This is a genomic window from Streptomyces qaidamensis (assembly GCF_001611795.1).
GTDB classification, from domain to species: Bacteria; Actinomycetota; Actinomycetes; order Streptomycetales; family Streptomycetaceae; genus Streptomyces; species Streptomyces qaidamensis.
Genome location: NZ_CP015098.1, coordinates 7,435,660 through 7,456,331, shown reverse-complemented (window position 1 = coordinate 7,456,331; position 20,672 = coordinate 7,435,660). Strand labels below are relative to the sequence as shown.

The following is a 20,672-nucleotide window of genomic DNA, read 5'->3' as shown; positions in this document are numbered from 1 at the left end:
CCGACCGGAGTCTGCCCCTCCCCCCACGAAGGTTGGGTACGGCCGCGACCTAAGTGGGGCGCGATCGTGGACTTTTCGGCGACGTGGAGACGGCGGCCGTCGCTCCAGACTCGGTTCCATGACTGAGACCACAGACGCTGTCCGCGCCTCGGGGCTGGGCAAGCACTACGGGACCGGGGACGCCCGGGTGACCGCCCTCGCGGGCGTCGACGTGCGGTTCCCGCGCCAGGAGTTCACCGCCATCATGGGCCCCTCCGGTTCCGGCAAGTCCACCTTGATGCACTGCGTGGCCGGCCTCGACAAGGCCGACGAGGGCAGGGTCTGGATCGGCGATACCGAGCTGACCGGGCTGAGCGACGACTCCCTGACCGATCTGCGCCGGGACCGGATCGGGTTCGTGTTCCAGGCGTTCAACCTGCTGCCGACGCTGACCGCCCTGGAGAACATCCTGCTGCCGTTCGACCTGGCCGGGCGCAAGCCCGACCAGGAGGTGCTGGACCGGATCGTCACCACCGTGAATCTTCGGGACCGGCTCCATCACCGGCCCAGCCAGCTCTCCGGCGGCCAGCAGCAGCGGGTGGCGGTGGCCCGTGCGCTGGTGACGGAGCCGGACGTCGTCTTCGCGGACGAGCCGACCGGCGCGCTCGACTCCACGGCGTCGGCGGAGCTGCTGCGGTTCCTGCGGCGCAGCGTCGACGACCTCGGCCGGACGGTGGTGATGGTGACCCATGAGCCCAGCGCCGCGGCGTTCGCCGACCGGGTGCTCTTCCTGAAGGACGGCACCATCGTCGACGAGGTGTTCGCGCCCACCGCGGACAGCGTCCTGGAGCGCATGAAGTCCTTCGAGAGGGCTGTGTCCTGATGTTCAAGACCATGCTGCGCGACCTGCTCGCGCACAAGGGCCGGGTGCTGATGACCTTGGTGGCGATCGCCCTGGGTGTCACGGCGACGGTCGGCAGCTGGGTGGTGAGCGACTCCATCGCGGCCACCCTGACGCTGCGTGAGACGCGGGACGACGTCAGTGTCGCCGTGCAGAGTCCCGGCAAGGAGCCGGTGCTGGGTGCCACGGAGCGGGACCGGCTGGCGGCGCTGCCGGGTGTGGCGGCCGCCGAGGGTGTCGTGGTCGGCCGGGCGGGGCTCGTGGGCCCGGACGGCAAGCTCGTGAAGAGCACCACGGTCCTGGACCGGGCGGGTACCAACTGGAGCAGCGACGAGCGGTTCTCCCTGGACGCCGGCCGCAAGCCGGGGGGCACCGGCGAGGTCGCCCTCAACAGCACCGACGCCGAGACGGCCGGGGTCGGCGTGGGCGACACCGTGCGTGTGCTGCTCGCCGCCGGGCGCTCCGAACGGGCCGAGGTGTCGGGCCTGTTCACCTACCACCGGCTCGGCCCGCAGGCGGAGGCCGACTCCGACGAGGCGTCGGACGCCGTCCCCGTCGTCGCCTACGACGACGCCGGCGCCGCCCGCTTCCTCGGCACCCGCTACCACCGTGTCGAGCTGACCGCCGATCCCGGAGTGGCGGCGGACGCACTTGCCAGGACCGCACGGGGCGCCGTGCCCGAGACGTACCCGGTGGAGACCGGCCGGGCCCTCGCCGACGCCGCGGCCACCCAGTCGGAGGACGAGGCGCAGGACCTGCGGCTGACCATGCTGCCGTTCGCGGCGGTCGCCCTGCTGGTCGGCATGTTCGTCATCGCCAACACCTTCACGATGCTGGTCAGCCAGCGCACGCGGCAGTACGCGCTGCTGCGGGCCGTCGGCGCCCGCAGGCGGCAGGTCAGGACAGGCATCATCGTGGAGGCCGCGGTGCTGGGCGTGGCCGGCGGCACCGTCGGCACGCTCGCCGGCGTCGGCCTGGGCCCGCTGCTGATCGGCGTGATGCGGCCTGACGACAACGTGGAGTTCACCGTACGGCCCACGGCGATCCTGCTCGGCTACGGCGTCGCGTTGATCGTGACGGTGCTGGCCGCCTACACCTCGGCCCGGCGTGCCGCCGCCGTCCCGCCGGTGGCCGCGCTGCGCACCGACGCGGTGATGCCGCGGGAGACCAAGCGGCGGCGCAACCTACTCGGTGTGGCGCTGCTCGTCGTGTCGGCCGCCATGGTGATCGCGACGGCCGACCCCAGCTCCTCCAACCTGCTGCGCATCATCGCGCTGGTGGGCGCGGTCCTCGGGGTGGTCGGCGCGATCCTGCTGGCGCCGTTCCTCGCGGAGCGGGTGCTGCTGCCGCTCACCCGGCTGGTCGGCATGCGCGGCGGTGCCTCGGTGCGGCTGGGTCTGCGCAATGCCGCGAGCGACCCTCGGCGCACGGCGGGCACGGCGACCGCCATCACCGTGGGGCTCGGTCTGGTGTGCGCGTTCGCGACGCTGAGCGCGTCCTTCTCCGACCTGATCGCCTCCACGACCCGCGCCAATGTGCCGTTGACGACGACCGTGCTCCAGTCGGCGGCGGGCGGCGAGTCGACGCTCACGCCCGCCGAGGTGGAGCGGGTGCGCTCCGTGCCGGGCGTCGACCGGGTCGCCGCGAGCCGCGACGTGCTCGCCGATCTGACGTACGAGGGCGGCAAGACCGTACGGCGCATCTCCGCGATCGAGCCCGAGGCCCTGCGCACCGTGCTCACGCCCAGGATCACGGCCGGCTCCCCGGATCTGACCCGCGGTGTGGTCATCTCCCGGAACCAGGCCGACATGCTGCGGCTGGGCATGGACGACGAGATCACCCTGAAGCTGGACGCCAAGACGTCCGTGACCCAGCGCGTGGTGGGCATCTACGACGCGACGGAGCTCCAGGCGAGCATCTACCTGGACGCGGCGAAGGCACCCGAGGCGCTGCGCCGGCAGATCACCCTGCTGTACGCCACGGGCTCCGACCCGGACAAGGCGCGGGCCGGTATCGAGGCGGCGTTCCGGGACCGGCCCGATGTGACCGTCACCGACCGGGAGGGCCTGGTCGAACAGGGCGTCGACCAGCAGCGGTTCGCGTTCACGCTGATGTACGCCATGTTCGGGGTGGCGATCGTCATCGCGGTGTTCGGCGTCGTCAACACGCTGGTGCTGTCGGTGATGGAGCGGACCCAGGAGATCGGTGTGATGCGGGCGGTGGGGGCCAAGCGGCTCCTGGTGCGACGGACCATCCGGGCGGAGAGCATCGTCATCTCGATGTTCGGGGCGTTGCTCGGCGTGGTGGTCGGCGTGCCGGTGGGTGCCGTGATGCAGCACGCGATGTTCGGGCAGCTGCTGTGGGACTTCACGATGCCGTTCACCGTGGTCGGGCTGGCACTGGTGGGCATCTCGGTGGCCGCGGTGCTGGCGGCGATGTGGCCCGCCCGGCGGGCGGCCGCCACGAACATGCTGGAGGCGATCTCCGGCAAGTGACGACCGCGACATGAGCGGGGCGGGGCAGGTGGGTGTCCACCTGCCCCGCCCCCGTGACGAGCGCGTGGGAGGCGTCAACGGGCCGCGGGGACCTGCCGTACCGTCAGGTCCGGGTCGTCGCCCGGGCGCAGGACGGTCAGGGTCGCCCCCTGAGCCGGGTGCACCAGCGCGGCGCCGGGCCCGGCCGGCCGGGCCACGACCCTGCGGTGGGGCGCGGTGTCTCCGGGGCGGCTGGTCCACACCTCCGCGTCGCCGTCGACGCCGTGCCGCAGGGTGAATGGGCGGCCGTCGGCCGCGCCAACCCGGACCCAGCGAGTGCGGCCCGCGTGGCGCTCGGCGTCCACCACGTGCCCGCCGGGGGCGAGCAGCCCGGCGACGAGGACGTCCGGCCAGGCGTCGGGCACCGCGGGGAACACGTCCACGGCGTCGCCGCCCGCGCCGACGAGGAGCTCCAGAAGCGCCTGTCCCGCCGGGAAGGGGGCGGCGGCGCGCGGCGAGACGGCGTGCCGGTACAGGGAGTTGGGCGCCAGGACGTCCGCCTCGTCGCCGGTGGCCCCGGTGAGGTGGCGCAGCAGTTCCAGGGCGAGGGGCGCGTCGCGCAGGGCCGCCGCCATGGCCGCGGCCGTGGCGTACGAACCCGCGTGCCAGGCGTCGCGCATACCGGCCCAGTGGCGGAGGCTGCGCTGGGCGAGCGCCGGGTCGGCGTCCGGGTGGGGGGCCTGCCGCAGGGGCAGCAGCCAGTTGAGGTGCGACGGCTCGGCGCAGGATCGCGCGACCCGGAGTCCGGCCCCGATCATGATGCCCGAGGTGTCGGTGTGACACCGCGTCAGCCTGGCGGCGAGGTCTTCCCAGTGGGCCAGGCGGGGGTCCTTCTCACGGAGCCTGCGCGTGGCCGTGACGAGCGTGGTGACCGCCCAGCGCAGGAGCGACAGGTCGTGCGTGCAGTCGCTGACGTCGGCCTGGCCGGGCGAGTGCGTGACGGGCAGGTGCAGGCGTCCGTCGACCCCCTCCATGAGGAAGCCCGAGAAGTAGCCGACCACTCCGGCGAGGGCGGGGCGCAGCAGGTCGCGCACGATGCGCGGGTCGCCCGTGTAACGGTGGGCCTCCCACAGGGCCAGCGCTCCGGAGGCCCGCACGGGGTCGTCGGTGCGCCCCGCCTTGGAGCCGACCCCGGGCAGCGCGCCGGCCAGGTGCTCGTGGGCGGGCGACGGGCCCTGTTCGAGTGCCGCGGAGACGGGCCCGATGTCGAGGTGGCGCGAGGGTCCGAGCAGCGCTGGCGCGTCGGCCAGCCGTTCGGGCCCGGGGTCGGTCACGGCGGCCAGGGTGTACATCTGGGCCCGGTGGAACCGCTGCAGGGTCCGCTCGGGCAGCGACACGTAGCCGCGCCGGTGGAAGGCGTGCCACCAGGCCCGGTGCCGGGTCACGGCGGCGTCGGTGCCGGCCGCGAGGAGTTCACGGAGGGCGGCCTCGCCGGCGCCCGTGGCGTTCGCCGGTGAGGCGGCGAGCAGCTGCCGGTCGCCGTGCTCGCGGCTCACCGAACGCGGTGGCAGCCCGGAGCCCTCGGGGGGCGGGGCGGTGAAGGAGAGGCGTTCGCCGCCCTCGGTGCGTGCGCGCAGCAGCAGCGTGGGGCTGTGGCGGTCGACCAGGGCCGAGAAGGCGACGGTGCCGCGGGTCGTCGTGACGCGTCCGGTGAGTTCGGCGTCCCACAGGTCGAGGACGCACCTGACGGCGGTGGGGGTGCCCAGGGGCAGCAGATCCAGCACCCCGGCGGGAGGCTCCGCCGACCGGGTGCCCGGCCCGCCGACGAGCAGCCGCACCCCGCGTCCGCCGGGCGCGGCGACGGCCCGGACGACGAGCCGGCCGTTGCCGAGGTGGGGGGCCAGGCGCGGGTCCCGCGGAAGAGCGGCCCACTCCATACGGGCGTCCCGTACCGCCTGTTCGTAGGGGTCGTCGGCCGCGGCCCCCTCTCCGGCCGCCCAGGCGGCCGGCGCCTCCGCGGCCCAGGAGACTCCGGAGGCGGCGGCCAGGCCTCCCGCCGACGTGCGGAGGAAGGTCCTTCTGGCGAATCCCGCGTTCACGTCGGGGCTCCCGGTGGGTCGGGGTCAGTCGAGGTGGAGGTAGCGGCGGTAGGAGTCGGTGGGGCCGGCGAGCCCGGCCACGACAGCCGGTGCGGCGCGGCCGGCGGTACGCAGGACCAGTTCGGCGGCCCGGGCCAGCGCCGCGTTGTCGACGGGCGGTCCCGCGGCCACCAGGGCGCGCAGCTCAGCGCGGCAGCGGCGGCCGATCGAGGTGAGCGCGAGTGTCGCGTCGAAGCCGGCCCAGCCGGCGGCGTACCGCTCCGCTCTGGGCACCGGTCCCGCACCGGCGATGAGCGAGGCGCGCAGCAGTTCGCGGAGCGCTGTGCACAGCAGGGTGAAACCTCCGTACGCCTCCAGGCTGCGGCCCGCGCGGGCGTCGGCGTGGACGATGTGCAGGCGCACGAGCGTCTCGGTGAGGAGTTCGGCGGGGTCCCGGTCACGGCGGTGCTCGGCCGCCAGGAGGGCGGGCAGCGGGTCGTCGCCGGGTGCGTCGGCCGGTGCTCCGCCCTCGTGCGAGCGGTCCAGGAGGGTCCGGGAGCCGGCGGGCGCCTCGGCGGCGGGGGTGCCCGCCGGTACGGCGCGGACCCGCAGGCGAACGAGGTGGTCGTCCTGGGGGACGAGATGGACCGACTCCAGCGCGTCGGGGGCGGACCGGTCGCGCCAGCCGGGCAGGACCGCGCCGACCTCGCTCTGCACCAGCGTGTCGAGGACGTTCCAGAGGTCTCCGAGCCGGTCGCCGCGCACGGCGGCCTGGAGCAGCGCCTCGCCGTCGTGGTGCGGTTCGGCCGACGGTGGGACGGCGTGCAGCGCGCGCACCTCGGGGCTCGTGCCCAGGGTGGCTGCGACACGCTCCAGGCAGGCGAGAGCCGTGGGACGGCCGGTGCCGGGCGGATCCGAGACGAGTGTTGCGGTCACGGTTGCTCCTCGGTGCGGGTGGAGGGTGGGTCGAGGCAGAGCATGACGTTCTTCTTGGCCGCCCAGGCCGCCGCCCGCTCCTCGTCGCCGAGGCGCTGGTAGGTGCTGACGATCAGGTCGTAGACCGTGCCGTCCGGCATGGCGTAGCGGTAGAAGAGCCGCAGCAGTGAGTGCTCGGCGGCCTCGTGGTAGCCCATCCCGGCGAGCATGACGGCCAGGTCGAGGTGCTCGGCGAGTTCCTCCTTCGGGGGCTCCGGCAGCACGTCGACGGGGACGCCGTCGAGGCCCATGCCGGAGGTCAGTTCCTCGAACGCCTCGTCGCCGTAGCAGTCCATGATGATGTGCAGCCGGTCGGGGCCCGTGAGGTTGCAGGCGCCGTGCGCGTGGGTCGGCATCAGCCACCACAGGTGGCCGTGCGCCATGTGGACCCGCGCCCCGCCGGTGACCAGCGCACAGGAGCGGTTGGTCACCAGCGGGATGTGCAGCCGGTGATGCTGCCGCTCGTCGGTCAGCTCGTGGTAGTCCCTGTGCTCCCACAGGAAGGAGTTGGGCTGGAGGCGGGCGATGCGTGCCCACATGTAGCGCAGCCCGAAGGACCGCAGCAGTGCGCGCGTGGCGGGCATGCGCTCCAGGAGCGTCGTCTCCTTGGCCTCGCAGTCCCGGATGGTGGCGTCCATGGGGTCACCGCTGTCGTTGTAGAGCGAGAGGGTTTTCCAGCCCCCGCTCTGATACTCACCGTATTCCGTCGCCAGATTCCTCGGAACCGTCAGCGCCTCGCGTCCCACGAGATCCAGGGTGTAAGGGTCCAGCGCGCGAATACGGCCGACCTGTTCCGACAACACGGACAAGGCCTTCATGGAACGTCTTCCTTCCGGTCGGCCGGTGATACCGCGTGCCATGCTGGTCGATAACCGCCGTGAAAGTCACCGCTCTTAAGTCCCGGGCGAAAAACGCTCCATCTCGCACCGCGCCGCGGGGCCCGGGCGAAGGTACGGCGGGCCCGCCGGCGCCTCGACCGGAAGCGCGGCCCGCCCCCGACGAAAGTGGTAGACATCCGATTCCCATCGTCGGATGCACCGCGCCCCACCGATTTCTACGGTGGTCACATCGGCACAGCGACAGGGAGCGAGCATGATTACCCTCAGCGGGCTCACCAAGAGGTACGGGACGGTGACCGCGGTGGACGGCCTCGACCTCGAGATCACGCCCGGCCGGGTGACCGGCTTCCTCGGCCCCAACGGTGCGGGGAAGTCCACGACGATGCGGATGATCCTCGGTCTGGACCGGCCGACGGCGGGCCGGGCCCTGGTCAACGGCAAGATGTACGAGGAACTGCGCTATCCCCTCCGCGAGGTGGGCGCGCTCCTCGACGCCAAGGCCGTGCACCCGGGGCGGACCGCCCGGAACCACCTGACGTCCATGGCGCGCAGCAACGGCATCGCGCGGCGCAGGGTCGACGAGGTGCTGGAGGCAGTAGGACTGACCTCGGTGGCGAGCCGCCGGGTCGGCCTGTTCTCCCTGGGGATGGGCCAGCGGCTCGGCATCGCCGGGGCGCTGCTCGGCGACCCCGGCGTGCTGATCTTCGACGAGCCGGTGAACGGACTCGACCCGGACGGGGTGCGCTGGGTGCGCTCCATCGCGCGCTCGCTGGCCGAGGAGGGCCGCACGGTCTTCCTCTCCAGCCATCTGATGAGCGAGATGCAGCAGACCGCGGACCAGGTCGTCGTCATCGGCAAGGGCAAGCTGATCGCGGACACTCCGGTGCTGGAGCTGATCGAGCGCAGTTCCCTGGGCACCGTGCGGGTGCGGGTTCCCGACCCGGCGGACCGCACGGACCTGGTCCGGCGGATCGGGACGGCGGGCTTCGGGGCCGAACTCACCGCGGACGACGCGGTGATCGTGCGGAGCGCCACGCCCGAGCAGATCGGCGACCTGGCGCACGAGGCCGGGATCCGGCTGCACGAACTGCGCCTGCAGGAACCCTCACTCGAGGAGGCGTACATGGAACTGACCTCCGACAGTGTCGAGTACGGCACCGCGCGGAGCGCGAATGTGACAGGCGGGTGGGACGCATGAACGACACGACGGCCGCTCCGGCGGCGCCCTCGCGGGGCCGCGGCGGGCTGGTGGGGGCCGCCGCGGCGGAGTGGACGAAGTTGTGGGGGGTGCGCTCCACCTGGGTGTGCCTGGCGTCCACGGCCGCGCTGGTGGTCGCCTACACGGTGATCGTGGGGGTCTCCGCGCGATCCTCGACGTCGCAGACCGCCGGGGGCGAGCTGCCGACGGACCCGCTGGCGAACCTGGGCACCGGAGTCGTCTTCATGGGGCAGTTCGCGGTGCTCGCGCTGGCCACGATGGTCATCGCCTCCGAGTATGCGACCGGCAGCATCCGCGGGACGTTGCAGTGGGTGCCCGTGCGGTACCGGATGCTGCTGTCGAAGAGCGTGGTCCTGGTTCCCGTGCTGTTCGTGACGGGCCTCGTCGTCGCTCCGTTGGGGCTGGGCTCGGCCGTCGCCGCTCTCGGCGACGTCGCCGATCCGGTGACGGCCGGAGCGAGCGTGCGGCAGGCGCTGGCCGTGGGCGGGTACCTCGGCGTGGTCGGCATGATCAGCATCGGGATCGGCGCGGCCGTGCGCAGTGTGGCGGGGACCATCACGGTGGGCTTCCTGATCCTGCTGGTGCTGCCCATGACGCTGCAATCGGTCTCGGTGGAGTTCGTGCAGAAGGCCGCTGACTTTCTGCCGGGACCGGCCGGCATGGCCCTGATGGGCGTCTCCGAGTCCGACACCTACGGCCCCGGAGCGGCCGCCGCGCTGCTGGTCTTCTGGGCCCTCGCCGCCAACGCGGTCGGCTACTGGGTGCTGCGCAACCGCGACGCCTGACGGCACCGCCCGCCCCGGCCACGGGGCGCCCCGGCGTCCCGGGTCCCTACATCCCCCGGGGGGCCCGGGACTCACCACCGCCGACCGGAATTTAAGCGGTGGCGAAAAGAAACAGGCAGACCCCGGAAATCACCGGGTAATGCAGCACCACTCCGCACAATTCGAGAATGACCACGACTGACAGGGCAACGAGGCTGCGCTAGTCTCAAGTTGCCCTGTCAGCCGTTGAATTCTCATTTCTCTGCTGGAGTGACATGCTGCCTGCTGGGCCAGAAATGGAAGACCACGAGGCCCGCCCCCTCGACAAGGAAGTGGCGGAGTTCTATGCCTGGCTGACGCACCTGCAGCAGGACGGCCCGGTGATGTTCGACGAATCTCTGCGGGCCTGGCAGATATTCGGGTACGACGAGGCGCTGCAGGTGCTGTCCGACCCCTCGTTCTCCGCGGACATGCGCGCCGCGAGCCGGGCCGCCGGGGTGGAGACGCCCATCCCGCCGGTCATCGAACGCCTCACCTCAGCCAGCTTCTTCACGATGGAACCGGCCCGGCACCGGGCGTTCCGGGGCCTGGTGAGCCAGGCGTTCTCGCGGCGGCTGGTGAACACGCTGGCCCCGCGCGTGGCCGAGACGGCGACCGCGATCCTGGACGGCCTGGACGGCGCCGGCACCTTCGATCTGCTGGAGCGCTTCGCCTACCCGCTGCCCATGATCGTGCTGTGCGATCTGCTGGGCATCCCGCACGACGACCGGCGCGCCTTCCAGAGCTGGGCGTCGGCCCTGACCGACCCGGCCGCCGCGCAGGCCGCGGGCGCCGATCGGCTGGGCGAGGAACTGGAACAGCTGGAGGAGTACCTGCACGAACTGGTGCAGCGACGCCGCCGGGAGCCGGGCGGTGACCTGCTCAGCCGGCTGGCCGCCGCCGAGGTCGACGGGGAGCCGCTGACGGAGGACGAGGTGGTGAGCCTCGCCGCGGTGATGCTGCTGGCCGGCCACAACACCACGACGATGCTGCTGGCGAACCTGGTGGTCTGCCTGGACGAGAACCCGGCCGCCTCCGCCGCGGTGCGGGCCGACCGGAAGCTGCTGCCCGCGGCCATCGAGGAGGTCTTCCGTTACCGGGGCCCGCTCCCCCGCGCGCTGCGGCTCGCGACCCGCGACACCGAGGTCGGCGGACACACCGTCCCCGCGGGCGCGCCCGTCGTCGTGTGGACGGCCGCCGCGAACTGGGACCCGGCGCAGTTCCCGCACCCGGGCCGGTTCGACCTGCACCGGACGTCCAACCGCCATCTCGGCTTCGGGCACGGCATGCACTTCTGCCTCGGCGCGCCCCTCGCCCGGGTGGTCGCCGAGATCGCCATGTCCCTGCTGATGGACCGCTGTTCACAGGTCGCCGTCGCACGTGACGAACCACTGGCGTACCCGGCGCCGAGGGTCAACCTCGCTCCGGCGCGGCTCCCGGTGAACGTGCGCTGGGCCGCCCCGGCGGCCCGCTAGCTCCCCGGAGGGACGAACACCCCTTGTCGTACCTTGGCTTTCCCCGGCTGAACTTCGCCGGGACGATACAGACCGACGTGGCCACGGCCAACAACGTGCCGCAGTACTTCGACAACGACCTGTTCGAGCCGCGCTACCAGTGGCGGATGGACCTGCCCGACGTCAACGGGCTGTGGAACCCCCGCGGCCCCGGCACGCTGAGGCTGGCGGACGTGGCGGTCACCAGCGTCTGCATGCCGGACGGCCGCCAGCTCACCGACAAGCGGGGAGATCCCGTCGTCGGCGGCCGCCTCGTCGACGACGACCTGCGCACCGACGGCAAGATGGTCGACCTGGACCCGCACAACCAGATGGTCCCGGAGATCTACGGCTGGCGGCCCCGGCTGGTCGACGCGGACGGGGACGAGCTGCTGCGCGGCGACTTCCTGCCGTCCGCGGTGGAGGACCTGTGGCCGCGTGCCGACCTGCCCTCGGGGCGGCCGGACATGGCCGGCACGTACCAGTCGGTGCTGACCGACGTGACCTGGGCCGAGCGCCTGGACTCCCCCTTCCTGCGGGCCCTGCGGCGGCTCACCCAGGACGGGATGCTCTCGGTCAAGATGACGATGGACGCCGTGGAGGACGGCGTCGAGCGCTGGCCGGACAACCTCACCTTCGGCCGGGTCGTCGGCTCCATCGGCCCCTATTTCAAGGGCGAGCCGCGCCGGTTCCTCGCCGGGCGCAGACTGCGCAAGGCCGACGACCGCAGTCCGCTGTTCCACGCGCCGTGCCGGGTGGACGAACCCTCCTCCACCGTCTTCGTCGACCTGGGAAACAGCATCCGCGCCGAGGGGCGCGGCGGGCCGCTCAAGGACGTCGGCCCGCTCGCCCTGGCCGTGCTGGACGACGACGCCCGCCCGCAGGTCCTCGCCCCGCTCGACGGAATCGACCGCGGCTTCTACGAGCGCAGCGCGGGCATCGCCACGGTCCGCCTCGACCGCGCACAGCTGGCCTTGGCCGGCCGTCGCCGCCTGGCGGTGGTGTCGGCCGGCGACACACCGGCCACGCTGCTCTCCGAGAACGCCGACGCCTCGTGGGTGCACGCCGACGGCTCCGTGTTCCGCCTCCACCCGGACACCCCGCAGGAGAGCGCCGGCACGACCCTGTACGCGACACGCCACGGCCGCCCGGCGGCGGGTGTGCGGCTGTTCCTGGACGCCGGCTCGGCCCCTCGGCCGGTATCGCTGCCGGAGGAGGTGGTCACGGACGCCCAGGGCCGCGCCTGGGTGACACTGACCGGCACCGACCCCGGGAATCCGCGCAGGGTGATCGACGGGGCGCTGGCCGAGGTGGCGTACGGGCCGCTGCACCGCAAGGGCGAACCCGACGGGAAGCTCGCGGTCCGTGTGTTCGACGCCTACCGCGCTCCCGAGCGGCCGACCTGGCTGCGGGACGTCCGGCCGGTCTTCCAGCAGTACGCGAACCTCTATCCGGTGATGCGGGACGTGCTGGACCTCGGCAACTACAACGACGTACTGCGCTACCGCACGTACATCAGGCGGACCCTGCTGGCGCCGCCGGACTCCCCCAACCACATGCCGGTCACCCGGGACCTCTCTCCAGGAAAGCGAGACATGATCGTGAGCTGGCTGGACAGCGGGCCCCGCCCCGAACTGCTCGACATCACCAGCGTCGAGGAGCTGAGGGACGTCCTCCAGCAAGCGATGCTGGTGGAGTTGGCGACCATCCCGCCGTACCTGGCCGCCCTGCTGTCGGTGAAGCCGGGGCACAACGTGGAGATCGTCGGCCTGATCCGGGCCGTGGTGCGCGAGGAGATGCAGCACATGGCCCAAGTGTGCAACCTCCTCAACGCCGTCGGCGGGAAGCCGCGGATCGGCCGTCCCGGGTTGGTGCCCACCTTCCCCGGCGCGCTGCCCGCCGGTGTCCTGCCCGATCTGCGGGTACGGCTGCGCAAGCTGTCACTGGAGCACGTCAGGGACGTGTTCATGACGATCGAACAGCCGCAGCACCCCATGGTGGACGGCAAGCCGTTCAAGGGGCACGTGATCTCCCCGCAGAGCGTCCGCGTCACCCGCGACGGTGAGCTGCGGCACATCGACGACGACGACGTGGAGCGCCTGCGGACCTGGTTCTCGAAGGCGGAGTACGAACCGCAGACCATCGCCTGGCTGTACAACCGCATCGCCCGGGCCATCATCCGCCTCGACCGCGACGGGAAGCTGTTCACCGGCGATCCGGAGCTCCAGGTCGGCTGGCCGGACGCGCCGGGCACGCTCTACAAGGTCACCGACAGCCGGTCGGCGCTGCTCGCCATCCACCAGATCGTGGAACAGGGCGAGGGCTCCCCGCACGACCTGGACGGCGACGGTCTGGGCGACCCCGGGGAGCTCGGGCACTACTACATGTTCGCCGAGATCGTGGAGGGCCGGCAGCTCGCCCGCGCCTCCGACGGCACCTGGGGCTACACCGGCCCGCGGATTCCCTTCGATCCCGAGGGTGTCCACCCGGTGATCGACGACCCCGACACCTACCGGCTGCCCGCCGACTCGGTCGGGCGCCGGGAATCCCTGCGCTGCGACGCCTCCTACACCCGTCTTCTCACCGCCCTGAACCGGGTGTTCAACGGCCATCCCAAGGAGCTGGACGACGCCGTTGGGCTGATGTTCCAGCTGCAGGTTGAGGCCAGGAAGCTGATGGCCGTGCCTTCCGCGGAGGGCGCCCGCACCGTTCTGGGGCCCGCCTTCCAGTCGCCCGGCGTCGAGCTCGGAGGGTGAGCGGCCGCCGGACCGGGCAGCCGTTCGCGCGCCCTCGCATGCAGGCCCTTCCAGTCAAAGGAGACACCGTGAGCCGCCCACCGACAGTGCACTCCCTCCACCGTGAGCACGAGCGGGCCGACGGGATGCTGCGCCTCCACTGCAACGAGAATCCCTACGGCCCGCCCCCGGGGGTGATCGCCTCGGCCACCAAGGAGCTCGAGGGCCGGTGCTCCACCTACCCGGACAGCGAGGTCACCGCCCTGCGCGAGGCCCTGGCCGAACACGTCGGCGTCTCCACGGAGATGGTCGCCGTCGGCAACGGCGCCGACGAGCTGGTCCTGCTCATCACCCTCGCCTCGGCCGGGCCCGGTGACACGGTCGTCGTCACGGAGTCCACGTTCCCCGGGTACGCCACCTCGGCGGCGGTGGCGGGTGCCACCGTGCGCAGTGTGCCGCTGCACCGGGACCGGGTGTCCGCCACCGCCCTGGTGGAGGCCGTGGACGACGGCGCGCGCCTGGTGTTCGTATGCAACCCGCACAACCCGACGGGCACGGTGCTGTCCCCGGCCGCGGTCGAGGAGATCCTGACGGCCTGCGAACGCACGGGTGTGGTCCCGGTGTTCGACGAGGCGTACATGGAGTTCGCCGGGCCGGGCTTCGACCACGCCCTGGACGCCGTCCGTGCGGGCCGGCGGTTGCTGGTGCTGCGGACGTTCTCCAAGGCATGGGGCCTGGCAGCCCTCCGAGCCGGCTACGCGGTGGGTCCGGCCGACCTCGTGGCGGGGATCGTGGACGCGCGCCGCGCGCTGCCGTTCAGCGTCAACCGGCTCGCCCAGCAGGCGGCGCTGGCCGCGCTGGGCAGCCCCGACCACATCGCCGAGGTGTACGAGCGCACCACGCGGGAGCGGGAGCGGCTGTGCCGCACCCTGACCGCCCTGGAGGTGTCGTACGTGCCCTCGGTCACCAACTTCGTGATGGTCAAGACCCCCGGGAACAGCACCCGTTTCGCGTCGCGTCTCGCTGACGAGCACGGCATCCTGGTCCGCGACCTCACGCCGTTCGGCTACCCGGGGCACGTGCGGGTGACCGTCGGGACCGCGGAGGACACCGACCAGTTCTGCCAGGCGCTGGGCACTCTGCTGGCCTCGCCCCGGTCGCACGCCTCCAGCGGCCACGGCCTGGGCGCGGCCCATGATGTGCTGCCCGTGCCGACGCTGGACCCGGTCGCCCCCGAGGACCTGTTCAACGGCTACGTCGGCGCGCACGCGGTGTTCGCGCTGACCCGGCTGGGGGTCTGGGACCGGCTGGCGGAGCGGCCCGAGCACACCGTCGACGAGCTGGCCACGAAGGCGGGCACCGACGCCACCGGGCTGATGCCGCTGCTGCGGGTCGTGGCACTGCTGGGCTACGTGGAGCTGGCCGACGGCCCGACCCCCACGGTGATACTCACCGGGGCCGGCCGGGAGCTGGTCCGGATGCGGGGCTTCTTCACCTGGGGCGTCGGCGGCTACCACGAGGTGCTGCGGGGCCTGTCCGGACTGGCCCGCGGGACCTCCGTGTTCGAGCAGGACGTCGACCGGGACGGCGGGATGGTCGCCGTCGGCTCGGGCGAGGTGGGCCGGGAGCTGATGCTGCCGCTCGAGCAGGAGGTGCTGGCCACCGTCGACTTCCGCACGGTCGCCGACCTGGGCTGCGGGGACGCCACTCGGCTGCTGCGGCTGTGCGACGGCCACCCGCACCGGCGCGGCACCGGCATAGAGATCAACCAGGGGGCGTGCGTCCAGGCGAACAAGCGGGTCGCCGACGCGGGGCTCGCGGACCGCATCGACATCGTGCACGGGGACGTACTGGCCTTCTCGGGCCGTACGTTCCCCGAGGTCGACCTGGTGACCAGCTTCCTGATGATGCACGACCTGTTCGACGCCACCGGCGACCCCGAGGGGGTCATGCGCACGCTGCGCAGGGTCTTCCCGGAGGCCCGGCGGTTCCTGATCGGTGACACGGTCGCCCAGGACTGGGAGGAGCGGCGGGAGACCCTGCCGATGTTCTCCGTCGGGTTCGAGCTGGTCCACGCGTTCATGGACACGCCCATCATGAACCGCAGGACGTACGAGGACGCCTTCGCCGGTGCGGGGCTGCGGGTGGAGCGGCGCGAGCCGCTGGGCGCGCCGTCGACGTGGCTCTGGCTGCTGACCACCGAGTGAGGAACCGTCGCAGCGAGAAGGGGCGGGGCGGTCGTGACGACCGCCCCGCCCCTGTGTTTCCGCCGGGGGTCAGCCCGCGTTGCCGAAGAACCCCAAGATGCTCTTGTTCACGGCCTCCGGGTTCTCCAGGTAGCCGTAGTGCCCGGCGTCCGGAACGACCTCGAAGCCGGCGCCCGGGATGATCCCGGCCAGTTCCTCCCCCGCGCGCGGCGGGGTCACCAGGTCGTCGGCGAACGAGATGACGTGGCAGGGGACACCGATCGCGGCGTACGCCCGGCGGCGGTCGGGCATCGGCTCCAGCCCGAGCTGGGCGCCCCGGCCGGCCTCGTTCTGCCCGGAGAGTTCCATGACGTCCAGCCAGTCGACGATGGACTGTTCGTCATCCAGGGTGCGGGGCGACAGGCTCTGCATGGCCTGGACGACGGCCTGGTAGCTGGCGGGGAGCCGCACTCCCGAGAGGTGCAGCTCGCGCTCGGCGCGTGCGAGCGCGGCGCGCAGGGCGTCGCTGCGGGCCCGGCTGGCCATGAGCACGGCCTGGCGCAGCAGGTCCGGTCGGGTCAGGGCGAGTTCCTGGGCGACGTAGGCGCCCATCGAGGTGCCGACCACGCGGAACGGGCCGAGCCGCAGCCGGGCGGCGAGCGCGACGACGTCGGCGACCATGTCGTCGACGCTGAAGCCGTCGGCGCACACGTCCGTGGGCGGTATGCCGCGGTTGTCGAAGGTGATGACCCGATAGCCGGCGGCGGTGAGCGCGGGCACCTGGTACATGTGCCAGGCGCGGCCCCCGCTGCCGGATCCCATGATCAGGACGACGGGTTCACCGGAGCCGCTGTCCTCGTAGTTGAGGCGGATGCCGTTGACGGTGGCGAGGGGCATGGTTCTCCTAGGGGGCGGTCAGGACGACGGTCCGCAGGTGCGGCGAGCGCAGGATCTCCGCCGGGGTGAAGCGTTCCGGCACCCATGTCCCGCGGGAGTAGAGCCGCGTCTGGTCGGCGTGGTGCGGGGAGGACGGGTCGGCGGACTGGGCGTAGGTCAGCAGGGTGGAGGCGCGCGGCGCACCCCGTTCGGGGAACTCCGTGACCTGGAGGAAGCTCGTACCGGTCGTGACCTCGGTGGCGCCGGCGGCGGGGTCCCAGCGGGGGGTGACGACGTTGAGGACACCGGCCTGGTGCGGACCGCCGTGGAGGGGGATGCGCTCGCCGTCGCGCACCACGTACTGGTGCGCCCCGAGGGGAGCGTCGAGGGCGATCCCGGCGGTGCGCAGTTCGGCGGCCGCCTCGCCGAACGCCCGTCGCACCTGTGGGTCGTCGACGGCCAGGGTGCGCGGGGTGTGCAGCGGGTCGGCGGGGTCGAACGGGGTGCGCCAGGGGCCGCCCGGCACCGTCTCGGCCTTGAGCACGAACCGTGCGAACAGCAGGGCGCCGCGGCTCTCCTGACGGAAGGTGCCGTCCCATGCCGCCAGCGCGGGGCAGGCCGCCGACACGTCCACGGGCCCCTGGGAGGAGGGCGCGAGGCCGCCCGGGAACGACCGGCACAGCCGGACCGCGTCGGCGCCGGCCAGTTCGGCGGCCCTGCTGTGGTCGCGGAAGAGGAGGCGCTGCGCCGCGCCGCGGGTGAGGCCGCGGCCGGGCAGTCCGTCCGTGCCGGCCAGCCGCCGTTCGGCGGTGAGGACGGCCTCCTGGGTGCGCAGGCTGCGCGGGGTGCCCTTGTCGCCGACGACCCGCGGGTAGTCGGTGAGCGGCGCCGCGGGGTTGGTCAGCCAGGGGCTGTTGTTGGCGTTGACGACGTAGTCGTCGCGGGCCAGGCCGGGGAGCCTCGCGGGTCCGAGCAGTCCGGGTTCGACGGCGTCGGGGTCGCTGCCCCAGGCGCAGTCGGAGCGTCCTCCGTCGAGGACGGGCACGCCGCTGACGGGGAACACACGCTCGCCGAGCGGCGTGGAGCAGCGCTCGGCCAGGTCGTCGGTGACGTGCGGCACGACCTGGAGGTCCGCGTACAGGGCCCGGCCCCGGCGGTCGGCGGCAACGGTGTTGACCCAGGGCAGGCCCTGGGTGCGGGCGAGGACCCGGCGCACGCCGTCGGTGTCGCGGGCCCGGCCGAGGCCGAGCCAGCTGTTGACGGCGCGCAGGTTGCCGGCGTTGGCGTCGCGCAGGACGTGGGCGCTGCGGGTTGTCCAGGGCAGCGGGGAGCCGCCGGGGCCCGTGCCGATGACGGGGCCGTAGCGGGTTTCCCAGAGTGTCCGTTCGACGGTGTCCTCGGTGCCGTCGGCGGCGCGGACGCGCACCGTGACGCGGTGGGCGCGCATCGGCTCGGGCACCCCGTCGACGAGGTAGCGGGTGGGGTCACCGGGGACGAGCGGCACCTCGTACAGCCCGTAGGTCGCGGCCGTGGACACGGTGTGGGTCCAGGCGAGGTCGCGGTTGTGGCCGATGAGGACCGTGGGAAAGCCGAGCAGGGAGGCGCCGGAGACGTCGAGGCGGCCGGGGACGGTCAGGTGGCTCTGCCAGAACCGGCGTGCTCCGTGCCAGGGAAAGTGCGGGTTGGCCAGCAGCACGGAGCGGGCCCCGCCTCCGGTGCCACGGCTGCCCGTGGCGAGGGCGTTGCTGCCCAGCTCGCCGTCTCCTCGGGCAGTGCGGACGGCGGCGCTCAGCCCGGACGCCGTGGCCTTCAGGGATGCGACGGACGGGCCGGACGTGGCGGCGGACGGTTTTCCGGGCGCGGGCGGACGGGCCGCGGTGATGCCGTCCATCATCGTCCCGGCGCCCGACATGGTGGCTACGGCGTGGAAGTGGCGGTACACGTCGAGCGAGGTGATGGGCCGCACCCACGCCTTCCCGCGGCAGGCAGGCCCGTCGGCGCCGGCCGCCCCGGTCTCGGCCACATACCGGTTGTAGCCGCGCACGTATCCGTCGACGAGCTGCCGGACCTCGGGTTCCGGACCGCGGGGAGGCGGCTGCGCGACCAGCCTCTCGACCGTGCGGGAGTCGTTGAGTCGCTGGAAGTACAGGTCACTGGTGAGGCTGTCGCCCGCGACGCCCAGGCCGGTGTCGGCGGGTGCGTCGGGGCCGAGGTGGCGGGAGCGTTCGGCGCGGACGGTGAGGTAGGCGTCCGCCAGGACGCACAGGTTGTCCGTGGCCGATGCGTAGCCGTAGCCGTAGCCGAGTCCCCGCCAGTCGCCTGCCGTGATGTGCGGGACTCCGTGCTCGGTGTACCGGATCACGACGGGCCGGCCGTGTCCGGCCGACCCGTCGGGTGGTGCCGGCACGGCCGGCGCGGCGGTGGCACCCACCAGCGTGATCCCGGCCAGTAGCGAGGCCAGTGCCCCGCGGGTCCGTGCGGGCAGCCGGGTCACGCGCGGCATGCGTGCGGCCCCCTTTCTGCTCGTTCGAATCGGGTGGGTCCCTCCGGGGGCGGCGGGGCGGCGTCCGTCAGGCGGCGCCGGCCTTCTCCATGGCCTCGATGAGGCTCTTGGGCCGCATGTCGGTCCAGTGCTCGTTGACGTAGTCGAGCGCCGACTGCCGGTCCGTCTCCTTGAGCGCGACCTGCCAGCCCGCCGGTACCTCGACGAACGCGGGCCACAGCGAGTGCTGGCCTTCGTCGTTGACGAGGACCAGGTAGGTGCCGTCGGGGTCCTCGAACGGGTTGGTGCTCATCTGGGTGTCCTCCTCGGGTGAAGCGCGGTCACACGGTTGCGCCACGCGTCTCGTGGTACTGGGCGAGTCCCGCCGGGTCCGGCTCGAAGCGCACGGGCAGCGAGCTGAAGCCGGTCAGGAAGTTGGAGTGGATGCGCCGGGCGGGCCCGGCGACCTCGAAGCCGCGGCTGAAGGTCCGCAGCGCGGAGAGCAGTTCGGACACCTCGACGCGGCCCAGGTAGGCGCCGAGGCAGAAGTGCGGGCCGTAGCCGAAGGTGATGTGCTTGTTGGGCGTGCGGCCCAGCGTGAAGGCGTACGGGTCGTCGAAGACGGACGCGTCGCGGTTGCCGGAGCTGTGCCACAGGGTGACGATGTCGCCCGCGGCGATGGGTACGCCGCCCACCTCGGTGTCGGTCAGGCAGGTGCGGCCGAAGTGCATGGCCGGCGTGGCCCAGCGCAGTATCTCCTCGGCGGCCGTGCCGAGGCCGACGTCGCCGTCGCGCAGCAGTTGCCACTGCGCGGGGTGGTCGGCGAGGGTGCGCACGGCGTCGATCATCGAGAGCCGGCTCGTCTCGTCGCCGCCGATGATGAGGCTGTAGCAGTTGAGGACCATCTCGTCCTCGGTGAGCGACTTGCCGTCGATCTCGCCGCCGGCGAGGACGCTGATCACGTCGTCGCCCGGGGACGCCCGGCGCTGTTCCACGAGCTCGCCGAAGTACAGCAGGATCTCGTTGCGGGCCATGAGGGCGTCGACCTCGCCCGCGTCCTCCGCGTCCGAGCTCAGCGCGGACTTGGTGAGCGAGAGCAGGAACTCCCGGTCCGACGCGGGGACTCCGAGCAGATCGGCGATGGTGCCCATCGGGATGTGGCTCGCGATGTCCTCGGCGAAGTCGCAGGTGCCGCGCTCGACCGCCTCGGCCACCAGTCTCCTGGTGTTCTCCCGCACCCGTTCCGCGATGCGTTCCAGGGCGCGCGGGGAGAACGCCGTGAGCATGATCTTCCGCAGTTCGCGGTGGCGGTGGCCGTCGGTGACGGCGAGCATCTGGCCGGCCGCGGAGTCCCCGCCGGCCAGCAGGGTCACCAGCAGGTTCCCCCGCTCCGACGTGAAGTTCACGTTGTCCCGGTAGACCGCCATGATGTCGGCGTGGCGGCTGACGGCCCAGAAGCCGGGGTTGTCCCCTCGGGGTGGGTGCCAGGCCACCGGGTTGTGCTCTCTGAGCCGTTTCCAGAAGTCCGTGAGATCGGAGTGGAACGTCTGCGGATCCGCCAGGTCCACGTCGTGGATCAGTTCCGTCATGCCGCGGATTACCCCGTTCGTCGTGGTCGCAACACCGGAGTCA

At 72.7% G+C, this 20,672-nt stretch carries 14 protein-coding genes; 7 read left to right on the top strand and 7 right to left on the bottom strand.

Going from position 1 to position 20,672, the window contains the following annotated elements:
• Positions 1-118: 118 nt before the first annotated feature.
• Both A4E84_RS32805 and A4E84_RS32800 read left to right on the top strand, forming a co-directional pair.
• Complete coding sequence (locus tag A4E84_RS32805) at positions 119-862, top strand: ABC transporter ATP-binding protein (RefSeq protein ID WP_062930018.1); 744 nt, start codon at positions 119-121, stop codon at positions 860-862.
• The gene (locus tag A4E84_RS32800) at positions 862-3,375 is read left to right on the top strand and encodes an ABC transporter permease (RefSeq protein ID WP_062930017.1); all 2,514 of its coding nucleotides are present in this window, start codon (positions 862-864) and stop codon (positions 3,373-3,375) included. The genes A4E84_RS32805 and A4E84_RS32800 overlap by 1 nt, the downstream gene beginning before the upstream one ends.
• A gap of 74 nt (positions 3,376-3,449) precedes the next feature.
• Here the strand turns inward: A4E84_RS32800 and A4E84_RS43090 are convergent, their stop codons facing one another.
• The 3 genes from A4E84_RS43090 to A4E84_RS32785 are packed head-to-tail and all read right to left on the bottom strand — an operon-like array spanning position 3,450 to position 7,225.
• Entirely contained in the window at positions 3,450-5,453 is a 2,004-nt protein-coding gene (locus A4E84_RS43090; RefSeq protein WP_062930016.1) for a glycosyl hydrolase family 95 catalytic domain-containing protein, read from the bottom strand.
• Positions 5,454-5,477: 24 nt separating this feature from the next.
• Positions 5,478-6,368 (bottom strand): hypothetical protein, encoded by an 891-nt coding sequence (locus A4E84_RS32790; protein WP_062930015.1) that lies wholly within the window; start codon positions 6,366-6,368, stop codon positions 5,478-5,480.
• Positions 6,365-7,225, bottom strand: coding sequence for an aspartyl/asparaginyl beta-hydroxylase domain-containing protein (locus A4E84_RS32785; RefSeq protein ID WP_062930014.1), 861 nt, complete (start codon positions 7,223-7,225; stop codon positions 6,365-6,367). The genes A4E84_RS32790 and A4E84_RS32785 overlap by 4 nt, the downstream gene beginning before the upstream one ends.
• Positions 7,226-7,499: 274 nt before the next feature.
• On the opposite strand from A4E84_RS32785, the gene A4E84_RS32780 reads away from it, so the two are divergent.
• From A4E84_RS32780 to hisC, 5 genes are all read left to right on the top strand, one after another.
• On the top strand, positions 7,500-8,444 hold the full coding sequence (locus tag A4E84_RS32780) for an ABC transporter ATP-binding protein (protein ID WP_062930013.1): 945 nt from the start codon (positions 7,500-7,502) through the stop codon (positions 8,442-8,444).
• A complete protein-coding gene (locus A4E84_RS32775; protein ID WP_062930012.1) occupies positions 8,441-9,250 on the top strand; it encodes an ABC transporter permease in 810 nt (269 codons plus the stop codon). Before A4E84_RS32780 ends, A4E84_RS32775 begins: the two co-directional genes overlap by 4 nt.
• Positions 9,251-9,525: 275 nt before the next feature.
• The gene (locus A4E84_RS32770; RefSeq protein WP_062930011.1) at positions 9,526-10,743 is read left to right on the top strand and encodes a cytochrome P450; all 1,218 of its coding nucleotides are present in this window, start codon (positions 9,526-9,528) and stop codon (positions 10,741-10,743) included.
• A gap of 23 nt (positions 10,744-10,766) precedes the next feature.
• A complete protein-coding gene (locus A4E84_RS32765) occupies positions 10,767-13,517 on the top strand; it encodes a ferritin-like domain-containing protein (protein ID WP_062930010.1) in 2,751 nt (916 codons plus the stop codon).
• 68 nt (positions 13,518-13,585) lie between these two features.
• On the top strand, positions 13,586-15,703 hold the full coding sequence (gene hisC / locus A4E84_RS32760) for a histidinol-phosphate transaminase (RefSeq protein WP_159029644.1): 2,118 nt from the start codon (positions 13,586-13,588) through the stop codon (positions 15,701-15,703).
• Between the two features lie 69 nt (positions 15,704-15,772).
• Here the strand turns inward: hisC and A4E84_RS32755 are convergent, their stop codons facing one another.
• The 4 genes from A4E84_RS32755 to A4E84_RS32740 all read right to left on the bottom strand — a co-directional run bounded on the left by A4E84_RS32755 (position 15,773) and on the right by A4E84_RS32740 (position 20,629).
• Complete coding sequence (locus A4E84_RS32755; protein WP_062930008.1) at positions 15,773-16,579, bottom strand: alpha/beta fold hydrolase; 807 nt, start codon at positions 16,577-16,579, stop codon at positions 15,773-15,775.
• Between the two features lie 7 nt (positions 16,580-16,586).
• Entirely contained in the window at positions 16,587-19,061 is a 2,475-nt protein-coding gene (locus A4E84_RS32750; RefSeq protein ID WP_062930007.1) for a penicillin acylase family protein, read from the bottom strand.
• Positions 19,062-19,128: 67 nt separating this feature from the next.
• Positions 19,129-19,353 (bottom strand): MbtH family protein, encoded by a 225-nt coding sequence (locus tag A4E84_RS32745; RefSeq protein WP_062930006.1) that lies wholly within the window; start codon positions 19,351-19,353, stop codon positions 19,129-19,131.
• Positions 19,354-19,381: 28 nt separating this feature from the next.
• On the bottom strand, positions 19,382-20,629 hold the full coding sequence (locus tag A4E84_RS32740; protein ID WP_062930005.1) for a cytochrome P450: 1,248 nt from the start codon (positions 20,627-20,629) through the stop codon (positions 19,382-19,384).
• Positions 20,630-20,672: the final 43 nt, after the last annotated feature.

Coding starts and splice junctions, on each gene's coding strand:
- A4E84_RS32745 (WP_062930006.1), bottom strand. CDS start 19,353: ATGAGCACCAACCCGTTCGAGGACCCCGACGGCACCTACCTGGTCCTC.
- A4E84_RS32770 (WP_062930011.1), top strand. CDS start 9,526: ATGGAAGACCACGAGGCCCGCCCCCTCGACAAGGAAGTGGCGGAGTTC.
- A4E84_RS32740 (WP_062930005.1), bottom strand. CDS start 20,629: ATGACGGAACTGATCCACGACGTGGACCTGGCGGATCCGCAGACGTTC.
- A4E84_RS32780 (WP_062930013.1), top strand. CDS start 7,500: ATGATTACCCTCAGCGGGCTCACCAAGAGGTACGGGACGGTGACCGCG.
- A4E84_RS32755 (WP_062930008.1), bottom strand. CDS start 16,579: ATGCCCCTCGCCACCGTCAACGGCATCCGCCTCAACTACGAGGACAGC.
- A4E84_RS32750 (WP_062930007.1), bottom strand. CDS start 19,061: ATGCCGCGCGTGACCCGGCTGCCCGCACGGACCCGCGGGGCACTGGCC.
- A4E84_RS32800 (WP_062930017.1), top strand. CDS start 862: ATGTTCAAGACCATGCTGCGCGACCTGCTCGCGCACAAGGGCCGGGTG.
- A4E84_RS32805 (WP_062930018.1), top strand. CDS start 119: ATGACTGAGACCACAGACGCTGTCCGCGCCTCGGGGCTGGGCAAGCAC.
- A4E84_RS32785 (WP_062930014.1), bottom strand. CDS start 7,225: ATGAAGGCCTTGTCCGTGTTGTCGGAACAGGTCGGCCGTATTCGCGCG.
- A4E84_RS32775 (WP_062930012.1), top strand. CDS start 8,441: ATGAACGACACGACGGCCGCTCCGGCGGCGCCCTCGCGGGGCCGCGGC.